Annotated in this window: 13 protein-coding genes; 7 read left to right on the top strand and 6 right to left on the bottom strand. The window is 57.4% G+C overall.

Translation table 11 applies throughout. From position 1 onward, the window contains the following. Positions 1-6 precede the first annotated feature (6 nt). Both AEYBE204_RS29895 and AEYBE204_RS29890 read right to left on the bottom strand, forming a co-directional pair. The gene (locus AEYBE204_RS29895) at positions 7-2,016 is read right to left on the bottom strand and encodes a S9 family peptidase (protein WP_023462183.1); all 2,010 of its coding nucleotides are present in this window, start codon (positions 2,014-2,016) and stop codon (positions 7-9) included. A gap of 388 nt (positions 2,017-2,404) precedes the next feature. Continuing rightward, on the bottom strand, positions 2,405-3,010 hold the full coding sequence (locus AEYBE204_RS29890; RefSeq protein ID WP_369751893.1) for an amidohydrolase family protein: 606 nt from the start codon (positions 3,008-3,010) through the stop codon (positions 2,405-2,407). Between the two features lie 270 nt (positions 3,011-3,280). Here AEYBE204_RS29890 and AEYBE204_RS29885 point away from each other — a divergent pair, with 270 nt between their 5' ends. Further along, positions 3,281-3,583 (top strand): hypothetical protein, encoded by a 303-nt coding sequence (locus AEYBE204_RS29885; protein ID WP_023462181.1) that lies wholly within the window; start codon positions 3,281-3,283, stop codon positions 3,581-3,583. Between the two features lie 177 nt (positions 3,584-3,760). Here AEYBE204_RS29885 and AEYBE204_RS40845 read toward each other — a convergent pair whose 3' ends face one another. Beyond that, entirely contained in the window at positions 3,761-3,991 is a 231-nt protein-coding gene (locus AEYBE204_RS40845) for a hypothetical protein (RefSeq protein ID WP_023462180.1), read from the bottom strand. Here AEYBE204_RS40845 and AEYBE204_RS29880 point away from each other — a divergent pair. The 4 genes from AEYBE204_RS29880 (at position 3,896) to AEYBE204_RS29865 (ending at position 11,194) form a co-directional block, all read left to right on the top strand. Beyond that, entirely contained in the window at positions 3,896-5,314 is a 1,419-nt protein-coding gene (locus tag AEYBE204_RS29880) for a PAS domain-containing methyl-accepting chemotaxis protein (protein WP_235068172.1), read from the top strand. The genes AEYBE204_RS40845 and AEYBE204_RS29880 overlap by 96 nt on opposite strands. Positions 5,315-5,360: 46 nt before the next feature. Further along, entirely contained in the window at positions 5,361-7,577 is a 2,217-nt protein-coding gene (locus AEYBE204_RS29875) for a methyl-accepting chemotaxis protein (RefSeq protein WP_023462178.1), read from the top strand. 61 nt (positions 7,578-7,638) lie between these two features. Continuing rightward, positions 7,639-9,327, top strand: a complete 1,689-nt coding sequence (locus AEYBE204_RS29870) for a methyl-accepting chemotaxis protein (protein ID WP_023462177.1) — start codon at positions 7,639-7,641, stop codon at positions 9,325-9,327. Positions 9,328-9,514: 187 nt separating this feature from the next. Then, positions 9,515-11,194, top strand: a complete 1,680-nt coding sequence (locus AEYBE204_RS29865; RefSeq protein WP_023462176.1) for a methyl-accepting chemotaxis protein — start codon at positions 9,515-9,517, stop codon at positions 11,192-11,194. Here AEYBE204_RS29865 and AEYBE204_RS39505 read toward each other — a convergent pair. Beyond that, complete coding sequence (locus AEYBE204_RS39505; RefSeq protein ID WP_052019397.1) at positions 11,191-11,934, bottom strand: LuxR family transcriptional regulator; 744 nt, start codon at positions 11,932-11,934, stop codon at positions 11,191-11,193. The two genes, AEYBE204_RS29865 and AEYBE204_RS39505, sit on opposite strands and share 4 nt — an antisense overlap. A 211-nt stretch (positions 11,935-12,145) precedes the next feature. Between AEYBE204_RS39505 and AEYBE204_RS29860 the strand changes: the two genes are divergently transcribed. Both AEYBE204_RS29860 and AEYBE204_RS29855 read left to right on the top strand, forming a co-directional pair. Beyond that, positions 12,146-13,306: an FIST signal transduction protein gene (locus AEYBE204_RS29860; RefSeq protein WP_023462174.1), complete on the top strand. Its 1,161-nt coding sequence runs from the start codon at positions 12,146-12,148 to the stop codon at positions 13,304-13,306. Between the two features lies 1 nt (position 13,307). Then, positions 13,308-15,155: a bifunctional diguanylate cyclase/phosphodiesterase gene (locus AEYBE204_RS29855; RefSeq protein ID WP_023462173.1), complete on the top strand. Its 1,848-nt coding sequence runs from the start codon at positions 13,308-13,310 to the stop codon at positions 15,153-15,155. On the opposite strand, the gene AEYBE204_RS29850 is transcribed toward AEYBE204_RS29855, so the two are convergent. Together AEYBE204_RS29850 and AEYBE204_RS29845 are read right to left on the bottom strand one after the other, a co-directional pair. Continuing rightward, positions 15,152-15,616 (bottom strand): helix-turn-helix domain-containing protein, encoded by a 465-nt coding sequence (locus AEYBE204_RS29850; protein ID WP_023462172.1) that lies wholly within the window; start codon positions 15,614-15,616, stop codon positions 15,152-15,154. The two genes, AEYBE204_RS29855 and AEYBE204_RS29850, sit on opposite strands and share 4 nt — an antisense overlap. A gap of 14 nt (positions 15,617-15,630) precedes the next feature. Beyond that, entirely contained in the window at positions 15,631-16,134 is a 504-nt protein-coding gene (locus AEYBE204_RS29845) for a response regulator (protein ID WP_023462171.1), read from the bottom strand. Positions 16,135-16,347: the final 213 nt, after the last annotated feature.

The raw sequence follows: 16,347 nt of genomic DNA, 5'->3' as shown, positions 1-16,347 counted from the left end.
GGGGCTCTATTTCACTGGCAGGTATTTTTCGAACCACGCTACCACGCGGCTCAAGGCATCAGCGGCGTTTTCCTTCTTGCGGAAGCCATGCCCTTCGGCGGGATAATAGGCCACCTCGGTCGGCGTGCCGTTGGCCTTGACGCGCTCGACCACCTCGGCGGCCTGATTTTTGGGGACGCGGGCATCGTTCTCGCCTTGCAGAGTTAGCAGCGGGGTTTTGATGTTCTTCGCATAGGTCATGGGCGAGGCGGCGTCATAGAGCGCCTTGTTCGTCATTGGATCGCCGAGCAGGGCGCGTTGGTATTCCCGCAGGCCAGCGTCGCCGTTTTCCCACATGGTGTACCAGTTGATGATGCCGAACTGCTGAACCGCGGCGGCGAAACTGTCCGGATATTTGCCGATCGCCATCAGGGTCATGTAGCCGCCATAGGATCCGCCTGTGATGCCGATCTTTTTCGGGTCGACATAGCCGGTCGCCTTGAGGAAATCGACGGCGCCCATCACGTCTTTCAGGTCGCCATTGCCGAGGTCTTTTTGGTTAGCAAGCTGGAACGGCAGACCGTAACCTGTTGAACCGCGGAAGTTCGGCTGGATGACGATGTAGCCGCGCGAGGCGAGTGCCGTCGTGTATTTCGAGAAATAGTCCTGAGACTGCCCGGTCGGGCCACCGTGCGGCATGACGATGGCCGGGTTTGACCCGTCGCGCTTTAGGTTGAAAGGCATCGTCACCACGGCGCTGATCGGGGTGCCGTCGAAGCTCTTATAGTGGACGATGGTGTTTTTCGGCAGATTGACCGGATCGAGGCTGGCGATGGCCAGTCGTGTGATGCGTTTGGCCGGTTCGGCCCCGCTCAGATCGACCGTCCAATAGTCGAGCGGGGAATCCCCTGCATCGCGATTGACCAGCAACTTGCCCGTCACCGGGTTGAAACTGCTTTGCGCCGAGGTCGCCAACCCGACAAAGCCCGGATCAATGCGCAAAGGCGTCTCGGTCAGGGTGGCGAGATCGACGCGGTCGAGCGTGCCCCGACCGTCGGCATTGTTGGAGACGATCAGATATTTGCCGTCCGGCGAGAACTGCTGCGCCATCTGCTCCCACGGCGTAGGCTTGAGTCGTTTCGTCTCAAAGGTCTCGCGGTTGTAAAGCGCGGCGTGGAACTGACCGGTACCGGCATTGGTCGACAGGGCAAACCATTTACCGTCCGGCGACACGTCGGCAATATAAGTGGCTTCGGTGTCCTTTGACGGAACGGCCTGAACCGCCTTGCCCGTGGCGACCTCGATCAGCCACGGCGTGCCAGCGGAATCGTCGGACCGGTTACGGTGGGCGATGATATATTTGCCGTCGGGCGTGAAACCGCTGGCGAACCAGAACCAGTTACCGTCTTTTTCATCGGTCAGGACGCGCACCTTGCGGGTGGCAACATCCATTACGGCCACGTTCGATATGGCGCTGTCGCGCGGACGTATGGAAAAGGCGATCAGTTTGCCGTCCAGCGACGGACGCGCGCCGCGTTCGGTCAGGTCCGGCGTGTCGGTCAGGTTGACGACGTCGCCACCGTTGATCGGCAGGGCGTAGAGATCGAAGATTTCCTTGCCGTCGATATCGGACAGAAAATAGACCGTCTGTCCGTCCGGGCTAACGAAAAGATTGCTTTGCGGGTTCTCGGATTCGCTGAGTTGAACCGGCGTCATTTCCCCTTCGCTCAGTTTCCAGATATTGATCCGGCCCGCGATATTGGTGGCCAGAACGATGTGCTTGCCATCCGGTGTCCACACGGCTTCGGGGGCGGCACGCACGGCGGTCAGATCCTTGAGCGGCACCGGGCGGGCGTTAGGATTTACAGGGGAAACGAGGCTATTTGGATTGGTGATATCCTTGACCGGCGTAGCGATAGGCCCCTTAGTGGGCGGCTTGGCAGCATAGGCGGCCATGGGCGCCATCACAGGGGCAGCGGTCAGGCAAAACGCGCTTAACACAAGCGGACGCAGATGCGAAACATGGCGAAAAGACATGGCGGCTCCAGAAAAAAAATGGGCGACTAAAATAATGGAGGCAGCAGAAGCGCGAACGCGGGCATGGCAAGGATCATGGATCAGGGACGCTTTTTTGCAAGCCTTGTTTGAACCGGTTACTGGCAGCGCATCTGAACTGAATGACGGTGTCCGACGGCGACAAATCGACCGATTGCGTCAAGGGTTGCTCCTCCCGCCTCTGTTGTGATCCCGATGGGGCCTACGGCCAGAGATTGGGCTGCGACAGGTTGAGCGCTGCATCAGCCTGGTCGCGATCGGGTCTGCCGCGCACGCCGATGCGCGGCCTTTTTGGTTCCAGTCCCGCCGTTCCCGGAGCCGAACATCCTAGCGTATTTCCCGGTCGTTCCTGTCCGTTACATCCCCTATGCTAGTGCCTTAAGATGCCGGTTTCGGCCGGGTCAATACGCAAGAATCGCGCGGCGTTTTCATATAGAAACTTGCGCACGCGGTTGATTGAATAACTGATCGCTTCCGGCCAGACCATCTGGTCGGTGCCGTAGAGGATACGGTCTTCGAAACCGGCGTCTATGAACGACTGCATGTAGGGCCAGACGTCACTGTCGCGGTAACCCACCGTCAGGAACCCGAATTCCGCATAGACGTTCGGATAGGCCGCCATTAGAGCCAGCATGCGCTCCTTCATAGGATACCCAGCGTGGACGACGAAAATCCGCAACCTCGGATGATTTACCAGCACAGGCTCCAACAGTATCGGGTCCGACAAGGCGACACGATATTCCGGTGCCGCAAAATAGGTCTTCCCCGGCGCGCCTGGACCCATATGGATGCCGACCGGAACATCCAGTTCCTCAGCCAGAGCCCAGTAGGGTTCGAAGCGCGGGTCGGTGGGGCCGATGCCGTGATACTGAAAACTCAGTTCTGACAGGGATTTAAGTCGGCCCTCGGCATGGCGTTTGCGCAGTTCGTCAATGCTTGGCAACCTGGCAAACGATCCGGCGCCGATCGCCGGGATGAGCCGCTTAGGTTCGTCGGCGGATTTCAGATGATACCGTGCTGCATCGTATCTGGGGGCGTTAGAGAATGAGAACTAATGCTCCATTGACTACATTCGCGGTACTCAACAGGTTATTTTTTGCTGGTGATCCCGCCATCAATCCCATGCATTTTTGAATCCCGAAGCCTAGTCCCAGAGACTTGCATTATCTACGTGCCAATCCATCGGGCTTAATCTCCCATTAACTTCTATACCCCTCTTCTGGAACACTTCGTTCGGAGTGTTGTCATGGTTCAATCACAGATAATCGTTCTGCCCGTGAAAGATATGACCGCCACGGCTCTTCGCCTGGCCCGAACGATCGATCAGGTGACTGTCAGAACACGGACTTTACAGCTGCTAGAGACGCACAGGGAGACGCTTGATAGGGCGCGAGTTCTGGCGCAGGAGGCCGTAGCGGTTTTGCCTCTTGAAAAGCAGGAGGCGACGCTGAATGACCTGAATATCAAGCTGCTCCGTCTCGAAACCCTCTTCACACGGCTATCCGTGCATATTCTGTCTGATGATCTGAACCCGAAACAAGGCCAATAGCGTGGCGTTTGTGTATCCCTAGCGCGGTTAGCCATGTTGGTAACAGCGTGAGCGATAGAATGGTCGGGGCAGACACAAGGATTTTGAAGCTGAGGCCATTGACCGCAAGACGCGTTACGCCAACACCGACACAACCTTAGCGGTTCATTAATCTTTTGGCCCCAAATTTAGATTACGTTACTCTTTTTGCCGACTTTGTCCTTGCGTGCGTTCGATGAAAAGGGAACCTAAAGCGAAAGTGATGCCATGTTTTCCTTCGGTGCACGGAATGATGATCGTCATCTCATAGAGGCTATAAACCAGTCTCAGGCGATAATTGAGTTTGATCTCGGCGGTAAAATACAGACGGCGAATCCAAACTTTCTCGCGGCTCTGGGGTATAGGCTGGATGAACTCAGGGGTAAGCATCACCGGATTTTTTGCGATGCCGATTATGTTCAGTCGGATGCATACCTGGCATTTTGGTCCGACCTCCAAAACGGTGCATATAAAACCGCCGAGTTCAAGCGGTTCAGAAAAGACGGCACGGCCGTCTGGTTGCAGGCGACCTACAACCCCGTGCGTGACGATCGGGGTCGGGTGTTCAAGGTCGTCAAGTTCGCCACGGACATTTCCGAGCTAAAGACGAAATCGCTGGACGACGCCGGAAAGATCGCCGCCATTTACCTCTCACAGGCGGTTATCGAGTTTGCCCCGGACGGCACGATTTTGGCGGCGAATGAAAACTTCCTCAAAACGGTTGGTTATGGGTTGGCTGAGGTTCAGCGACAGCATCATAAGATTTTCTGTGAGGATAGCTATGTGACATCGCCCGAATATCACAATCTGTGGGCCGATCTGGCCGCCGGTAAGTTTACCCATGGTGAATTCAAACGTATCGGCAAGGGCGGACGGGCGGTTTACATTCAGGCGGCCTATAACCCCATTTTCGATGAAACCGGCAAGGTCGTAAAGGTTGTCAAATTCGCCGTCGATATGACTGAGTCGGTCGAACAAAAGCTGCGTAATGATGGCATTAGTCGCGAAATCGACGGTCAGCTTGTTGAAGTTCTGTCAAAGGTAGGCGCCGCCAAGGATATGGCGCAGGACGCCGGTCAGGCCTCCGACAGCACGGCCAGTATCGTCAATTCGGTGGCCGCGGCGTCCGAGGAACTGAGTGCCAGTGTGCGCGAAATCGCCTTTGGCATGAACCGCGCCCGCGACAGCGTCCAGACCATCTACGCTTCGGCGGGTAAGGCGACGCAATCGGCCGAGGGCCTCAATGAAACCGCCGCCGCCATGACGCAGGTGGTGGGTCTCATTCAGAATATTGCTAGTCAGATCAATCTTCTGGCACTCAACGCCACGATCGAATCGGCGCGCGCGGGCGATGCCGGTAAGGGCTTTGCCGTCGTCGCCACCGAGGTCAAAAGTCTGGCCAATCAGGCGGCCAGTTCCACCCGGACCATCGCCGATGAAATCGCCAAGATGCAGTCGGTCACGACCGATGTGGTGTTTGCCATCGGCACGATTTCGTCGGCACTGGATGAGGTGTTGTCCAGCGTGACGCAGGCGGCCTCGGCTATTGATCAGCAGACCTCGGTCACAAGCGAAATATCCGGGAATATGCAGTCGGCGGTGCAGGCCGTGCAGCAGATCAAACAAGTCCTCAGTCACGTATCGAGCACCTTTATCGAGGTGGCCGATGCGTCGGGCGTCGTGAAGACGAACGTGGAGCGCCTGGTCGGCTAGAGCGCATATTCTAGACAGATATTTGAGAGGGGTAAGGGGCATATCCATGCGTTTCAATCTGAAGATCCGACATAAACTGTTGGCTATGGTCGCTGTGTTTCTGGTGCCGATCTGCCTGATGACCTTCCTGTTCGTTCAGCAGAGCTTGAAGGAAATCACCTTCAGCACTAAGGAAATTCGCGGGGTCGAAGCCCAGACTCGGACATGGCCCGTCCTGAGCACCCTGGCGCGTAACGCAGCTCTTGGTATGGAGGGTAATGGGCCAGCCTTCGAGCCGGGCACGGCGTTTGACGATATCGCCGAGGCTGCGGCCGAGGCCTTGACGACCGCGGCGGGCAGTGCGCCTGAGATTGGACGTGACCGGGCGCAAGCCCTGATAGGCGCGGTCGCCGACGGGTCGAACCTGACGCTCGATCCCGACCTTGACACCTATTACCTGATGGACGCGACGGCCTTCAAAGCGCCGCTGGCTCATCGGGAAATCAGCGTGACTCTGGCGGAACTGTTCTCGGTCGTGGGCAGGCAGCCCACCCCGGCGCAGGCGCGCGAGCTAATTCTCGGGCTGGGGCAGTTCCATACCGCCTGGATCGGCGAAGTCGACTCGTTGAAAAAAGTGATGGCGCAAATGCCGTCTCTGGCCCCGCAGCTTCAGCCGCAGATGGAGGCCTTTGCCAAAACCGCCGAAGCGCTGGAAGCCCAGACCCTGAGCGCCACAGATCTTATCACGCAACAAGGCCCCGCAGCGTCGATTGATCGTGAGGCCCTGACGGCGGCGTATGACGCCTATCGAGCCAGTGCTGACCAGTTATGGACCCTGTCGGCGGAACGGCTGACCCAGCGTCTCAAAGATCGGGTGACGGGTTTTGAGACCAAGCTCTACACGCTGCTCGGCATAGCCACGATGGCGTCTTTGCTGGCGATTTTCATGGCCTTAGGCCTGTCACGGTCAATCATCGCCGCCATTAAAGGCTTGCGCCGTCACCTGCATGATCTGGCTGATCAGGACATCAATGCGGAGATCCACGAAGCCCGCAGGACCGACGAGATCGGCGAAATTGGTCAAGCCATCGTCTATTTCCGCGAACGGGTCATCGAACGCATCGCCGATGCCACAAATGATGTGAAGCGCAATGCGCTTATTGTGAAGGAAAAAGAGCGTATCAACACCCTCAGTGCGCGCATTAAAAAATCCCTGACTGATGTGATCGAGGCGGTGCAGACTCTGTCGGGTTCGATCAAGGAAACGACCGGGGACGTAACCCATACCGCGCAGGCCACCAGAGAAGAACTTCTGATCGCGATAGACAAGCTGACCTTGTCAGCCGAAGAAGTGGATGAGGTGTCCGACGCCATGGTGCTGGTATCCGATGCCTTCGGAGACATAGCGAATACGGCGAGCCAGAGTGCCGGACTGATAAGCACGGTGTCGGCCGAGATCCAGAAATCTCGTGAGGTGGCTGACACCTTGTCCTTGACGGTCGGGAAAATCGGCGAGGTATCCAAGCTGATCCAAGATATTGCATCCCAAACCAATCTGCTCGCGCTGAATGCGACCATCGAAGCCGCTCGTGCCGGAGAGGCCGGGAAAGGGTTTGCCGTGGTTGCTGGCGAAGTGAAGTCACTTGCAAGCCAGACAGCGCGGGCGACGGGCGAAATCGAGAGTCAGATAGCTGACGTGCAGCGGGCGACGGCAGGCATGTCCGACTCCATTTTAAGCATAAATAGCCTGATTGCCACGATCAGCTCGTCATCAGCGCGCATGGCGGCGGCAATCGGGACGCAGGGTGAAAAGACGGAGCTTATTCGGATAGATCTGCGGCGCGCGGCCATTGGTAACCGTCAGGCGGTAGACATTATTAATAAACTCCCAGAAGCGACGCGGCGCACGGAAATAAGCGCCGGCAATATGCGCCACATTTCCGATGACATGGCGCAAACTTCTCAGGACATGCAGGGCGAATTGAGCCGGTTACTCGAGGAAATGGTCGATAAACGCATCGCCGCCCGCTACGCCACCGTGCAACATATCGACGTCCGGTTCGGCACACGTCAGTTTTCGAATATTCGGCTCCATGACATTTCGGAGTCGGGCGCGCGAATTGCCCGTGTCGAGGGCGCCCAGGTGGGCGATGAACTGACGCTTATCATCAATGAGGTGGACCGGTTCGACGGCAAGGTTGTCTGGGCGGGTGGAGAAACCCTGGGCGTGGAAATCAGCGAAACCCGGCTGGCCCAGCACCAGCTTATGGCGCTTGCAGCTTAAGTCACATCAAAGCGAAACCACGGGCTTTGTACTCGGTGGTTCTTTCAGGAAAGTTACGCCTATGAAGCTCGCAGATATCAAGATCGGCATAAAAATTCTGGGCGTGATAGCCACGTTTGGCGTCTCTAGCATCACCATGACGCTGTGGCAAAATGAACAGCTGAATTCGGCCAAAGACAGATACGAACATATCATCGTTTCGCAGGATGCTGCGCTTTTGTCGGGCGCCCGGATGAGCCAGAACATCTATGCCATGGAGGCGGCCAATAATGGTCTTGCCTTCCAGGATTGTCCGAGTTCGGCCTGCGAAATATTTGATGATCAGGCACGCAAGGCGAGGAAACACTTCCAGGAGCGCTATACCGGCCTGGTCAAACTGGCACCGGAATATGAGGCGGCCTTTGCCCCCATCAAGGCCCGATTCGATATTCTGTCGAACGAATCCATCGAAGTGCTCATTCCTTTGGCTGCCAATAATGACCAATTGCAATTGCGGGATAAACTGACGAAACAAGCTTCAGATGTGCAGGCGATCACGGACGACCTGCGCACCCTCATCGATCAGAAAAAAGCTGAGAATGAAGCGCTCGTCCGCCAGATGGGCAAGGCCATTGAGATCGATGCCCGCAACGGCCTGATCCTATCTATTGTTCTTGTCTTGGGCATTACCGCCCTGGCCTCTTTCATCGCTTTCGCTGACATTGTAAAAATGATCACCCGCCTGACCGCGCAGATGTCGAGCGTGGCGGGAGGAAACCTTAACCTCTCGGTCGATGGCCAGGATCGTCGCGACGAAATAGGTGGCATGGCGCGGACACTGGCGGTTTTTCAGCAAGGCCTTCGTGAGACGGAGGCTCTGCGGGGTGAGGCCGAACACCTCAAAATCAAGGCTGAGGCCGACCGCCGACAGATCATGATCGAGCTGGCTGGCGACTTCGAGAAATCCGTGGGCGGCATCGTGACGACTGTCTCGGCGGCAGCGACTGAGATGCAGGCCGCCGCGTCGCAACTTACCGCGTCGGCTCAGGAGACCTCGGCGCAATCCGTCGCGGTCTCCGCGGCGGCGGAAGAGGCCGGCACAAACGTTACCTCTGTGGCATCCGCTGCCGAAGAACTGGGGGCGTCGGTCGGTGAAATCGGTCGTCAGGTGATGACCTCCAGCCAGATTTCGACCGATGCAGTGCAGCAGGCCGAGCTGGCCGCTGTCGTGGTCGATGAACTCAACGCGGTTGCCCTCTCCATCGGCGGTGTGGTCGATCTGATTGCCGGACTGGCCGGACAGACCAATCTCCTCGCGCTCAACGCGACTATCGAATCGGCCAGAGCCGGGGAGGCCGGGAAGGGCTTTGCGGTCGTGGCGTCCGAGGTGAAGGCATTGGCCGGACAAACGGCCCGGGCCACGACGGACATCTCGGCCAAGATCGCCCAGATTCAGAACGCGACCGGCCGCGCTGCCGAGGCGTTTAAAATGATTACCCACACGATACAGACGATCAATGCGACTAACGCCGTGATCGCATCGGCGGTGGATCAGCAATCAGCCGCGACCCACGAGATCATACAGGCGGTCAATCAGGCGTCCCTCGGTACGCAGGAGGTTACCATCAATATTACCGGCGTGGCACAAGCTTCAGAACAGACCGGCGAAGCCGCCTCGCTCGTCTTGTCCTCGTCCAGCCAGCTGGCCGAAGAGGCCGAGCGCCTTCATGCGGAGATGGACCGATTTCTAGCAACCATAAGGGCGGCCTGAGTCGATTCAATGCCTTTGGAAGATTTGAAATTCAGGCGAGTTCATTTCGAATACAACCCTGTTTTGCGGTGCAATAAAAAACGGTTGTGTTAACCGCGTTTTCCAAAACTGGAGCCCATTTATTAAACGATCGTTAAGTGTTCGCCTGCAAATCATGGGGCGGGGACAATAGCGGCGGACGCGACACATGTTTAAATTTCAGCTCATCAAAACGCAGCTTTTGGGCGTTATGGTCATTTTGATTGCGGGCATTGTCAGCCTGTCGTTATGCGCCTGGTACGTAGCGGAGGTTGGACGGTCGGGCCTTCAGACGGTGTTTGCTGATCGCGTGGTGCCATTAAGCGATCTGAAAAGCGTCAGCGACGCATATGCTGTCGCGATTGTCGATAACGCCCACAAGATGCGGTCGGGCGCGGTCAGCTGGGACGAGGGCGCCAAAACCATGCGCGATGCCCTCGCATTGGCAGAGGAAAAATACGGCGCCTACATGCTTACCCGCATGGATTCGAATGAGAAACGACTGGCAGACGAGGCGCGCGGCCTGATGACCGAGGCCACCAGGTCTTTGGACACCTTGCAACAGATCGTCACCCACAAAGATCAGGCAGCGTTGGAAGCGTACATTTCAAACGACCTCTATCCGGCCATTGATCCCTTTACCGGAGTTATTGATACTCTGACCAAGTTGCAGGTGACAGAGGCGAAAAAATCCTATGATGTGGCGGTGTCGCAGCAAAACCTTCTGTTCTCTATTTTGGCTGTGGTTGTGCTGATGAACCTTGGGATCGGCGGGGTGGGTATCTGGATCGTGCGCCGTCATGTGATCCGGCCGATCAACGCCATGACCCGCGCCATGACCACCTTGGCCGACGGTCAGTTCAGTGTCGCTGTCCCGTCGCTGGGGGCCCGAAATGAAATCGGTGACATGGCCAAGGCGGTCGAGATTTTTAAGAAAAATGGCATGGAACGCGTGCGTCTTGAGGCTGCCGAACAGACGGCGTTGGCACAACGTGAGCAAAGGGCCCGTCATATCGAAAATCTGGTCCGGCAATTCAACGCCCGTACCACGGAAATCATCAGCGTGGTCTCCTCGGCGGCAACTGAACTGGAAGCCTCGGCCCACACCATGACTACGGGGGCCGAAGAAACCTCGAAGCAGTCCATGGCGGTATCTGCCGCCTCCGAAGAAGCCTCCGTCAATGTGCAGACCGTCGCGGCGGCCGCCGAAGAGATGGCCGCCACGGTGAACGAGATTGCCCGGCAGGTGCAGACTTCGGTCGGGATCGCGGCTCAGGCACGTGACGACGCTGTCACCACCTCGCAGATCGTCCAGCAATTGTCCGATGGGGCGCAGAAGATTGGCGATATCGTAAAGCTGATCGGTGATGTGGCCTCACAAACCAATCTTTTGGCGCTCAACGCCACGATCGAGGCGGCGCGGGCCGGGGCCGCCGGCCGCGGCTTTGCGGTTGTTGCCAACGAAGTCAAGACGCTAGCCGGGCAAACTGCGCGCGCGTCAGGTGAAATATCTCAACAAATTACCGAAATTCAGACCATTACGGGCGCCGCAGTGACGGCGATCACCCAAATAACCCAAACCATAGAAAGCCTCGCCGATATATCGACAAGTATTTCGGCGGCGGTCGAGGAACAGTCCTCTGCAACTCAGGAAATCGCTCGCAACGTCCAGCAGGCGTCTATGGGTTCCTTGGAAGTGACGCAGAATATTACCGGGGTCACACGCGCGACCGAAGAAACGAGCGTTGCAGCGTCTCAAGTGCTGGGGGCGTCCGGTGAACTGGCAGAACAGTCATCCGCGCTGCGCCGCGAGGTTGAAACCTTCGTGGCCCAGATCCAAGCCGCTTAATCAATGATGTGAAGTCGGATGGCGTCGGCGATGGCCTGACTGCGATTGCGCGCGCCGAGCTTGCGCGTTGCCGATTTAAAATAGGTGTTAACGGTTTCCGTCGATAATCCTGCTTTCAAACCGGTTTCCTCGCTGGTCAGTCCGCGGGAAGCCAGCTCCAGGCACTTTTGTTCGCTGTCCGTCAGTCCGACTTGCGCGTTGAAGGCGCGCAATACCGGCTGGGACATATCGGCATGGAGCCTGTGGCTGGCCCACCTCAGGACCGCTCGTTCGTCGGAGGTAAACGGCGTACGGCGCGTAAATCCGGCTGTGCCATATAGACCGTCGCGATCATTCCAGAACGAAAAGATCGTCCGGGGCGCAATATGATAATCATCGAACAGGCGCTGCATGGGTTTCACCTCTGGCGCCTGGGTCACCGCCTTTGGCAGGTCAAACCAGGACAGATCCGGCTGTTCGGCAGTCAGGTTTTGAATCAGGGGATCTATGCTCGTGTATCGTTCCCGCACGAAGGTCGCGAGCATATCTACCGGCATGTCCGTCGATAGCAATATGCCGCTGCCGGTCTGGCATCCGTCGAGATCTACGCCGCTGAAACCGTAATGTTCGAACGGAACGACCGCCCTCAGGTGCTCGACAATTGAGCTGTTGAAGACGGGATCTGACTCTTTCAGATTGGCGAGCTCACTTATGGCGAATTCACGCGCACTGAGGAGCCGGGAGCGGACGTAGGAAGGCATGACAAACCGAAATTGACTGATAACGCCACTCAATAACAATCCGAAGGGGGCAGCGGCAAGTCATTTCTGGGACACACTCTTTAACGTCAACTATTATGTTATTGATTTGCAATGCCAAAACGGCGTTATGAATATCTGTATTAACAGAATGGCGTAACACGATAGTAACCTATTTATCCCAATTTAGGCGATAGTACAGGGAGTAACGGTCGTGTGGACCCAAACAATAAACTGGTCAGGCCTTGGCACTGATGATTCGCGTTCCAAACTAAAAGCGGCCCGCCTGGTCTTCATCTTCGGCCAGACCGATGCGTTTTTTGACCCGACGGAGCTGTGGCCCTCACGCCTAAGCGCTCTGCGCGCGGCGGCGCCGAAGGCCATTCTGATCGGCGCCAGTACCGGCTCGGCGATTGCCGGTCCGGGGCTTGATGAAGCGGGGCTTCAGGCCCTCGCCATCGGATTTGAACGTGTCACGCTGCGTCAGGCGGCCGAAAAGGTCGTGACCGCCGATCAGAGTTATGCTGCGGGTCTGCGTCTGGGGGAGGCCCTCGCAGCGCCCGATTTGCGGTACGTTCTGCTCCTTAGCAAAGGACTGAACCTGAACGGCAGCCAGCTCGCAGAGGGGATTACGTCGGTCATCGGGGCGGCGGTTACCCTCTCCGGCGGCATGGCAGGCGACGGCGCACGGTTTGGCAGGACGCTCGTCCTCAACGATGGGTCGCCGGACGAAGATATGGTCACGGCGGTGGGATTTTACGGCGAAGCCCTCCGTATCGGAACGTCAACCGGCGGGGGCTGGCGCGAATTCGGACCTGAGCGTCTTGTCACCCGATCCGAAGGCAGCACTCTGTTTGAACTGGACGGCAATCCGGCGCTTGACCTTTACGAGCGGTATCTGGGGGACGAAGCTACGGGATTACCGGCCTCCGCATTGATCTACCCGCTTAAAATCCACGATCCGGTGTTTCCCGATCGTGAAATGGTCCGTACCGTTCTGTCGGTCAATAGAGACAAGCGCAGCCTGACCTTTGCGGGCGATATACCGGAAGGCTGGCAGGCGCGGCTGATGCGCGGACAATTTGACAGTCTGGTCGAGGGCGCTGAGACTGCCGCTCAGGCGGCCCTTAAGGACTTGCGTCGACAGGCCCCTGACGCGGACGCAGGACTATGCCTGATGGTGTCATGCGTGGGTCGGAGATTGCTAATGGGCCAGCGTACGGTCGATGAAGTCGAGGCTGTGGCTGCCATTCTCGGCGAAACCCCTCTCACCGGTTTCTATTCCTACGGTGAAATTGGCCCTCATGCCGGCACTGGCGTGAGCGGCTTGCACAACCAGACGGTTTGCCTGACTCTTTTTTCGGAAGTAGCGTAAAATGCATCGTCTCCTGCAGCGACAAATCACTCGCGCCTCGCGTGACGGGGCGCTTGACACCTCCCGACTCATCGATCAGGTCGATGGCGCCTATAGTGACTACGAGCGGGACAACCATCGACTGGATCGCGCGAGCCTGCTCATGTCGGAGGAGCTGGAAAGTGCCAACGCGACGTTGCGCCGCTCGCTGCGGGAGCTGCAGCGGCAGGGCCACCGGTTCCAGGTCACCCTGGACAATATGCCTCATGGCGTCTGCCTCTATGACGATCAGGGGCGCATTCTGGAATGCAACAGACGCTTTTGCAAAAAATATGGTCTTGCCGAGGACAAAAGCGTCAAGGGCCTCACCCTAACGGAAGCTCTGTCCAAACACGGCTTGTCAGAACGGGCGGACCTGCCGTGGCGTCTGCTGGTGATGGAACACGTGACCTTGCCGGTCCACGGCTACAGCGAAATCGAGCAGACCTGGCCTGACGGGCGAGTCTTGCGCATTTCGCGCAGTGAAGTCGAAGGCGGGGGCTTTCTCGATACCATTGTCAATGTGACGGACGCCCATGCCGCCCGCGCGCGCATCCAGCACATGGCAAATTTTGATGCCCTGACCGATCTGCCCAATCGCGCCCTGTGCCACCAGCGCCTTGGAGAGGCAATCGCTGCAGGTCGGACAGGTGAGCTGGGCGCCCTGCTATGCCTGGATCTTGATCGTTTCAAGGCGGTGAATGATACCTTGGGACACGGCGTTGGCGATGCGCTGCTGATCGAGGCGACCCGTCGGCTAAAAAAGATGCTGAAAGCGCAGGATACCGTAGCGCGCCTTGGAGGCGATGAATTTGCGGTTGTCGTGAGGCACCTGAAATCGCCGGCGGAGGCGCATCGCATCGCCCGACGCATCATAAGCCATCTCAGCATGCCGTATGATATTAACGGGCACCAGGTTCTGATCGGCGCCAGCATCGGCATAGAGTTCATCGATAAGGGGGCCCGGGAGATAGAGGAGGTGCTGCGCAACGCTGATCTGGCACTCTACCGCGCCAAAGCGAATGGCCGTGGAACGTTCGAGGTTTACATGCCGGAACTGCACGAACAGCTGTCGGCGCGGCGTCAGATGGAGATCGATCTGCGTCTGGCGCTGAAGGCGTCCGAATTCTTCGTCCTTTATCAACCGATCTACTGCGTCAAGACGCAAACCATTTGTGGCTACGAAGCGCTGGTACGCTGGCAGTCGCCAACACGCGGCCTGGTCTCACCGGCGGCGTTCATACCTCTGGCGGAGGAAACCGGGCTGATCGACGAGGTCGGGGCCTGGGTTCTGCGTCAGGCCTGCCAGGATGCGCTGACCCTGCCCGATTACCAGACTATGGCGGTCAATCTGTCGCCGGCGCAATTCAAATCCAAGAAGATTGTGCCGATGGTTCGCACTATCTTGGCTGACACAGGATTGGCGCCGCACCGTCTTGAGCTTGAAATTACTGAAGGCGTCATGATCGGTGATCAGCTTGAGGCCCTGAGTATTCTCAAAGGTCTTAAATCCCTGGGCGTTCGTATTTCACTGGACGATTTCGGCACCGGCTATTCGTCATTTAGCTACGTCCGGGCGTTTCCTTTCGACAAGATCAAGATAGATCAGTCCTTCGTCCGCGATCTGGGCCGGACCGCCGACAGTCTGGCTATTATACGCGCCGTGGCTGGCATGTGCAGCAGCCTTGGTATTACCTCCACCGCCGAAGGCGTGGAAACCGACGCCCAGTTCCACATCCTGGAGGCCGAACATTGTGATACCCTGCAGGGCTATCTGTTCGGTCGTCCGGCACCCCTTCTGCGCCAGCCGGACCTGCGAACCGCTGTCTAAACCGTGTGCTTGGTGAGGGCCGGCAAGGGGCGTTCGGCCATGTCGTCCTCCGCCAGGGCCTGGATCAGATCGGCAAGTTTCCGCCTGATGCGGACGTCGTTAATGGTGGTGAAATAACGGGCTATCGTCGCGCCATCAGAGGTCAGGAGCAGCCGGCACGCCTTAACGTCCGCTTGGGAAACGTCCGGCCATACCGCCTCTATACGCTTGTCTGAACCCTCGAAAAACCGCGCGATCGGCGTCCTGAGAAACCCGGCGATTTCAAAAAGAACCGATGCGCTGACGCGGTTTGCACCGACCTCGTACTTCTGTACCTGCTGGAAAGACTTACCCAGGGCCTGAGCGAGCTCCAACTGCGTAATACCCTGTTGTTTTCGGCAGAATTTAATTGCGTTACCGACCTGCAAGTCCACGGGATGAACGGTGTGATGCCTTGATATTTCAGCTTCCTGATATCCCATACCTGACTCTCCATTTACTGTGTTATTGCTGTTTTGATGCTTTGTAGTCGGCGATCCTCGCCGACGAATTCTTCAGATCTCCGGCGGCGGTCGGGACCGAAATAGTTCTGGGTCTTGATAAAGGCACGGGGAGAATTGACGACCTCTCTGATTTTGCGAAAAAGTTCATTGGCGGTGACGGGTTTAGCGCAGAACTCGGTAATTCCGGCGTCACGCGCAGAAACCACGCGTGACCGTTCCGAGTGTGCCGTCAGCATAATGATGGGGATGTGCAGGCTGGTGCTATCGGAGGACGTCCGGACCAGACGGACAAATTCGATGCCATCGAGCACGGGCATCATGTAGTCGACGATGACGATATCTATAGGGTTACTTCTGAGGAGATCGAAGGCTTCGACCGCATCCCGCGCCTCAAACACGCGTTCGGCGCCAAACCCCCGCAATATGGTTTTGACGATCGACACCATGTGATGGTTGTCGTCAACGACCAGAAAGCAAATACGCTTTAGCGACGCCATGTACTCATTCCGCCTACGCCAGGGCCATACTCAATGCGGTTGGAAGTGGGCGGGCCTTGCTTGGCCCAGCCGCACCTTAAACGCACACCAGTTTCCAAGATGTTAAGTTTTTACGCCCAGAATTGGGGTAAATGGAGAGTTTTGACTTCATGAGACTCTAGTCAGTCGCGACCGCGCCGAGAATCACCCCCGTTACGCGAAGTGCGGCGAATA

Origin of the sequence: Asticcacaulis sp. YBE204 (assembly GCF_000495855.1) — a bacterium.
In the GTDB taxonomy this organism is placed as follows: Bacteria; Pseudomonadota; Alphaproteobacteria; order Caulobacterales; family Caulobacteraceae; genus Asticcacaulis.
The sequence above is the reverse complement of the archived record's forward strand: the minus strand, read 5'-3'. Positions and strand labels throughout refer to the sequence as shown.

Coding starts and splice junctions, on each gene's coding strand:
- AEYBE204_RS29895 (WP_023462183.1), bottom strand. CDS start 2,016: ATGTCTTTTCGCCATGTTTCGCATCTGCGTCCGCTTGTGTTAAGCGCG.
- AEYBE204_RS29885 (WP_023462181.1), top strand. CDS start 3,281: ATGGTTCAATCACAGATAATCGTTCTGCCCGTGAAAGATATGACCGCC.
- AEYBE204_RS40845 (WP_023462180.1), bottom strand. CDS start 3,991: ATGCTTACCCCTGAGTTCATCCAGCCTATACCCCAGAGCCGCGAGAAA.
- AEYBE204_RS29875 (WP_023462178.1), top strand. CDS start 5,361: ATGCGTTTCAATCTGAAGATCCGACATAAACTGTTGGCTATGGTCGCT.
- AEYBE204_RS29870 (WP_023462177.1), top strand. CDS start 7,639: ATGAAGCTCGCAGATATCAAGATCGGCATAAAAATTCTGGGCGTGATA.
- AEYBE204_RS29865 (WP_023462176.1), top strand. CDS start 9,515: ATGTTTAAATTTCAGCTCATCAAAACGCAGCTTTTGGGCGTTATGGTC.
- AEYBE204_RS39505 (WP_052019397.1), bottom strand. CDS start 11,934: ATGCCTTCCTACGTCCGCTCCCGGCTCCTCAGTGCGCGTGAATTCGCC.
- AEYBE204_RS29855 (WP_023462173.1), top strand. CDS start 13,308: ATGCATCGTCTCCTGCAGCGACAAATCACTCGCGCCTCGCGTGACGGG.
- AEYBE204_RS29850 (WP_023462172.1), bottom strand. CDS start 15,616: ATGGGATATCAGGAAGCTGAAATATCAAGGCATCACACCGTTCATCCC.
- AEYBE204_RS29845 (WP_023462171.1), bottom strand. CDS start 16,134: ATGGCGTCGCTAAAGCGTATTTGCTTTCTGGTCGTTGACGACAACCAT.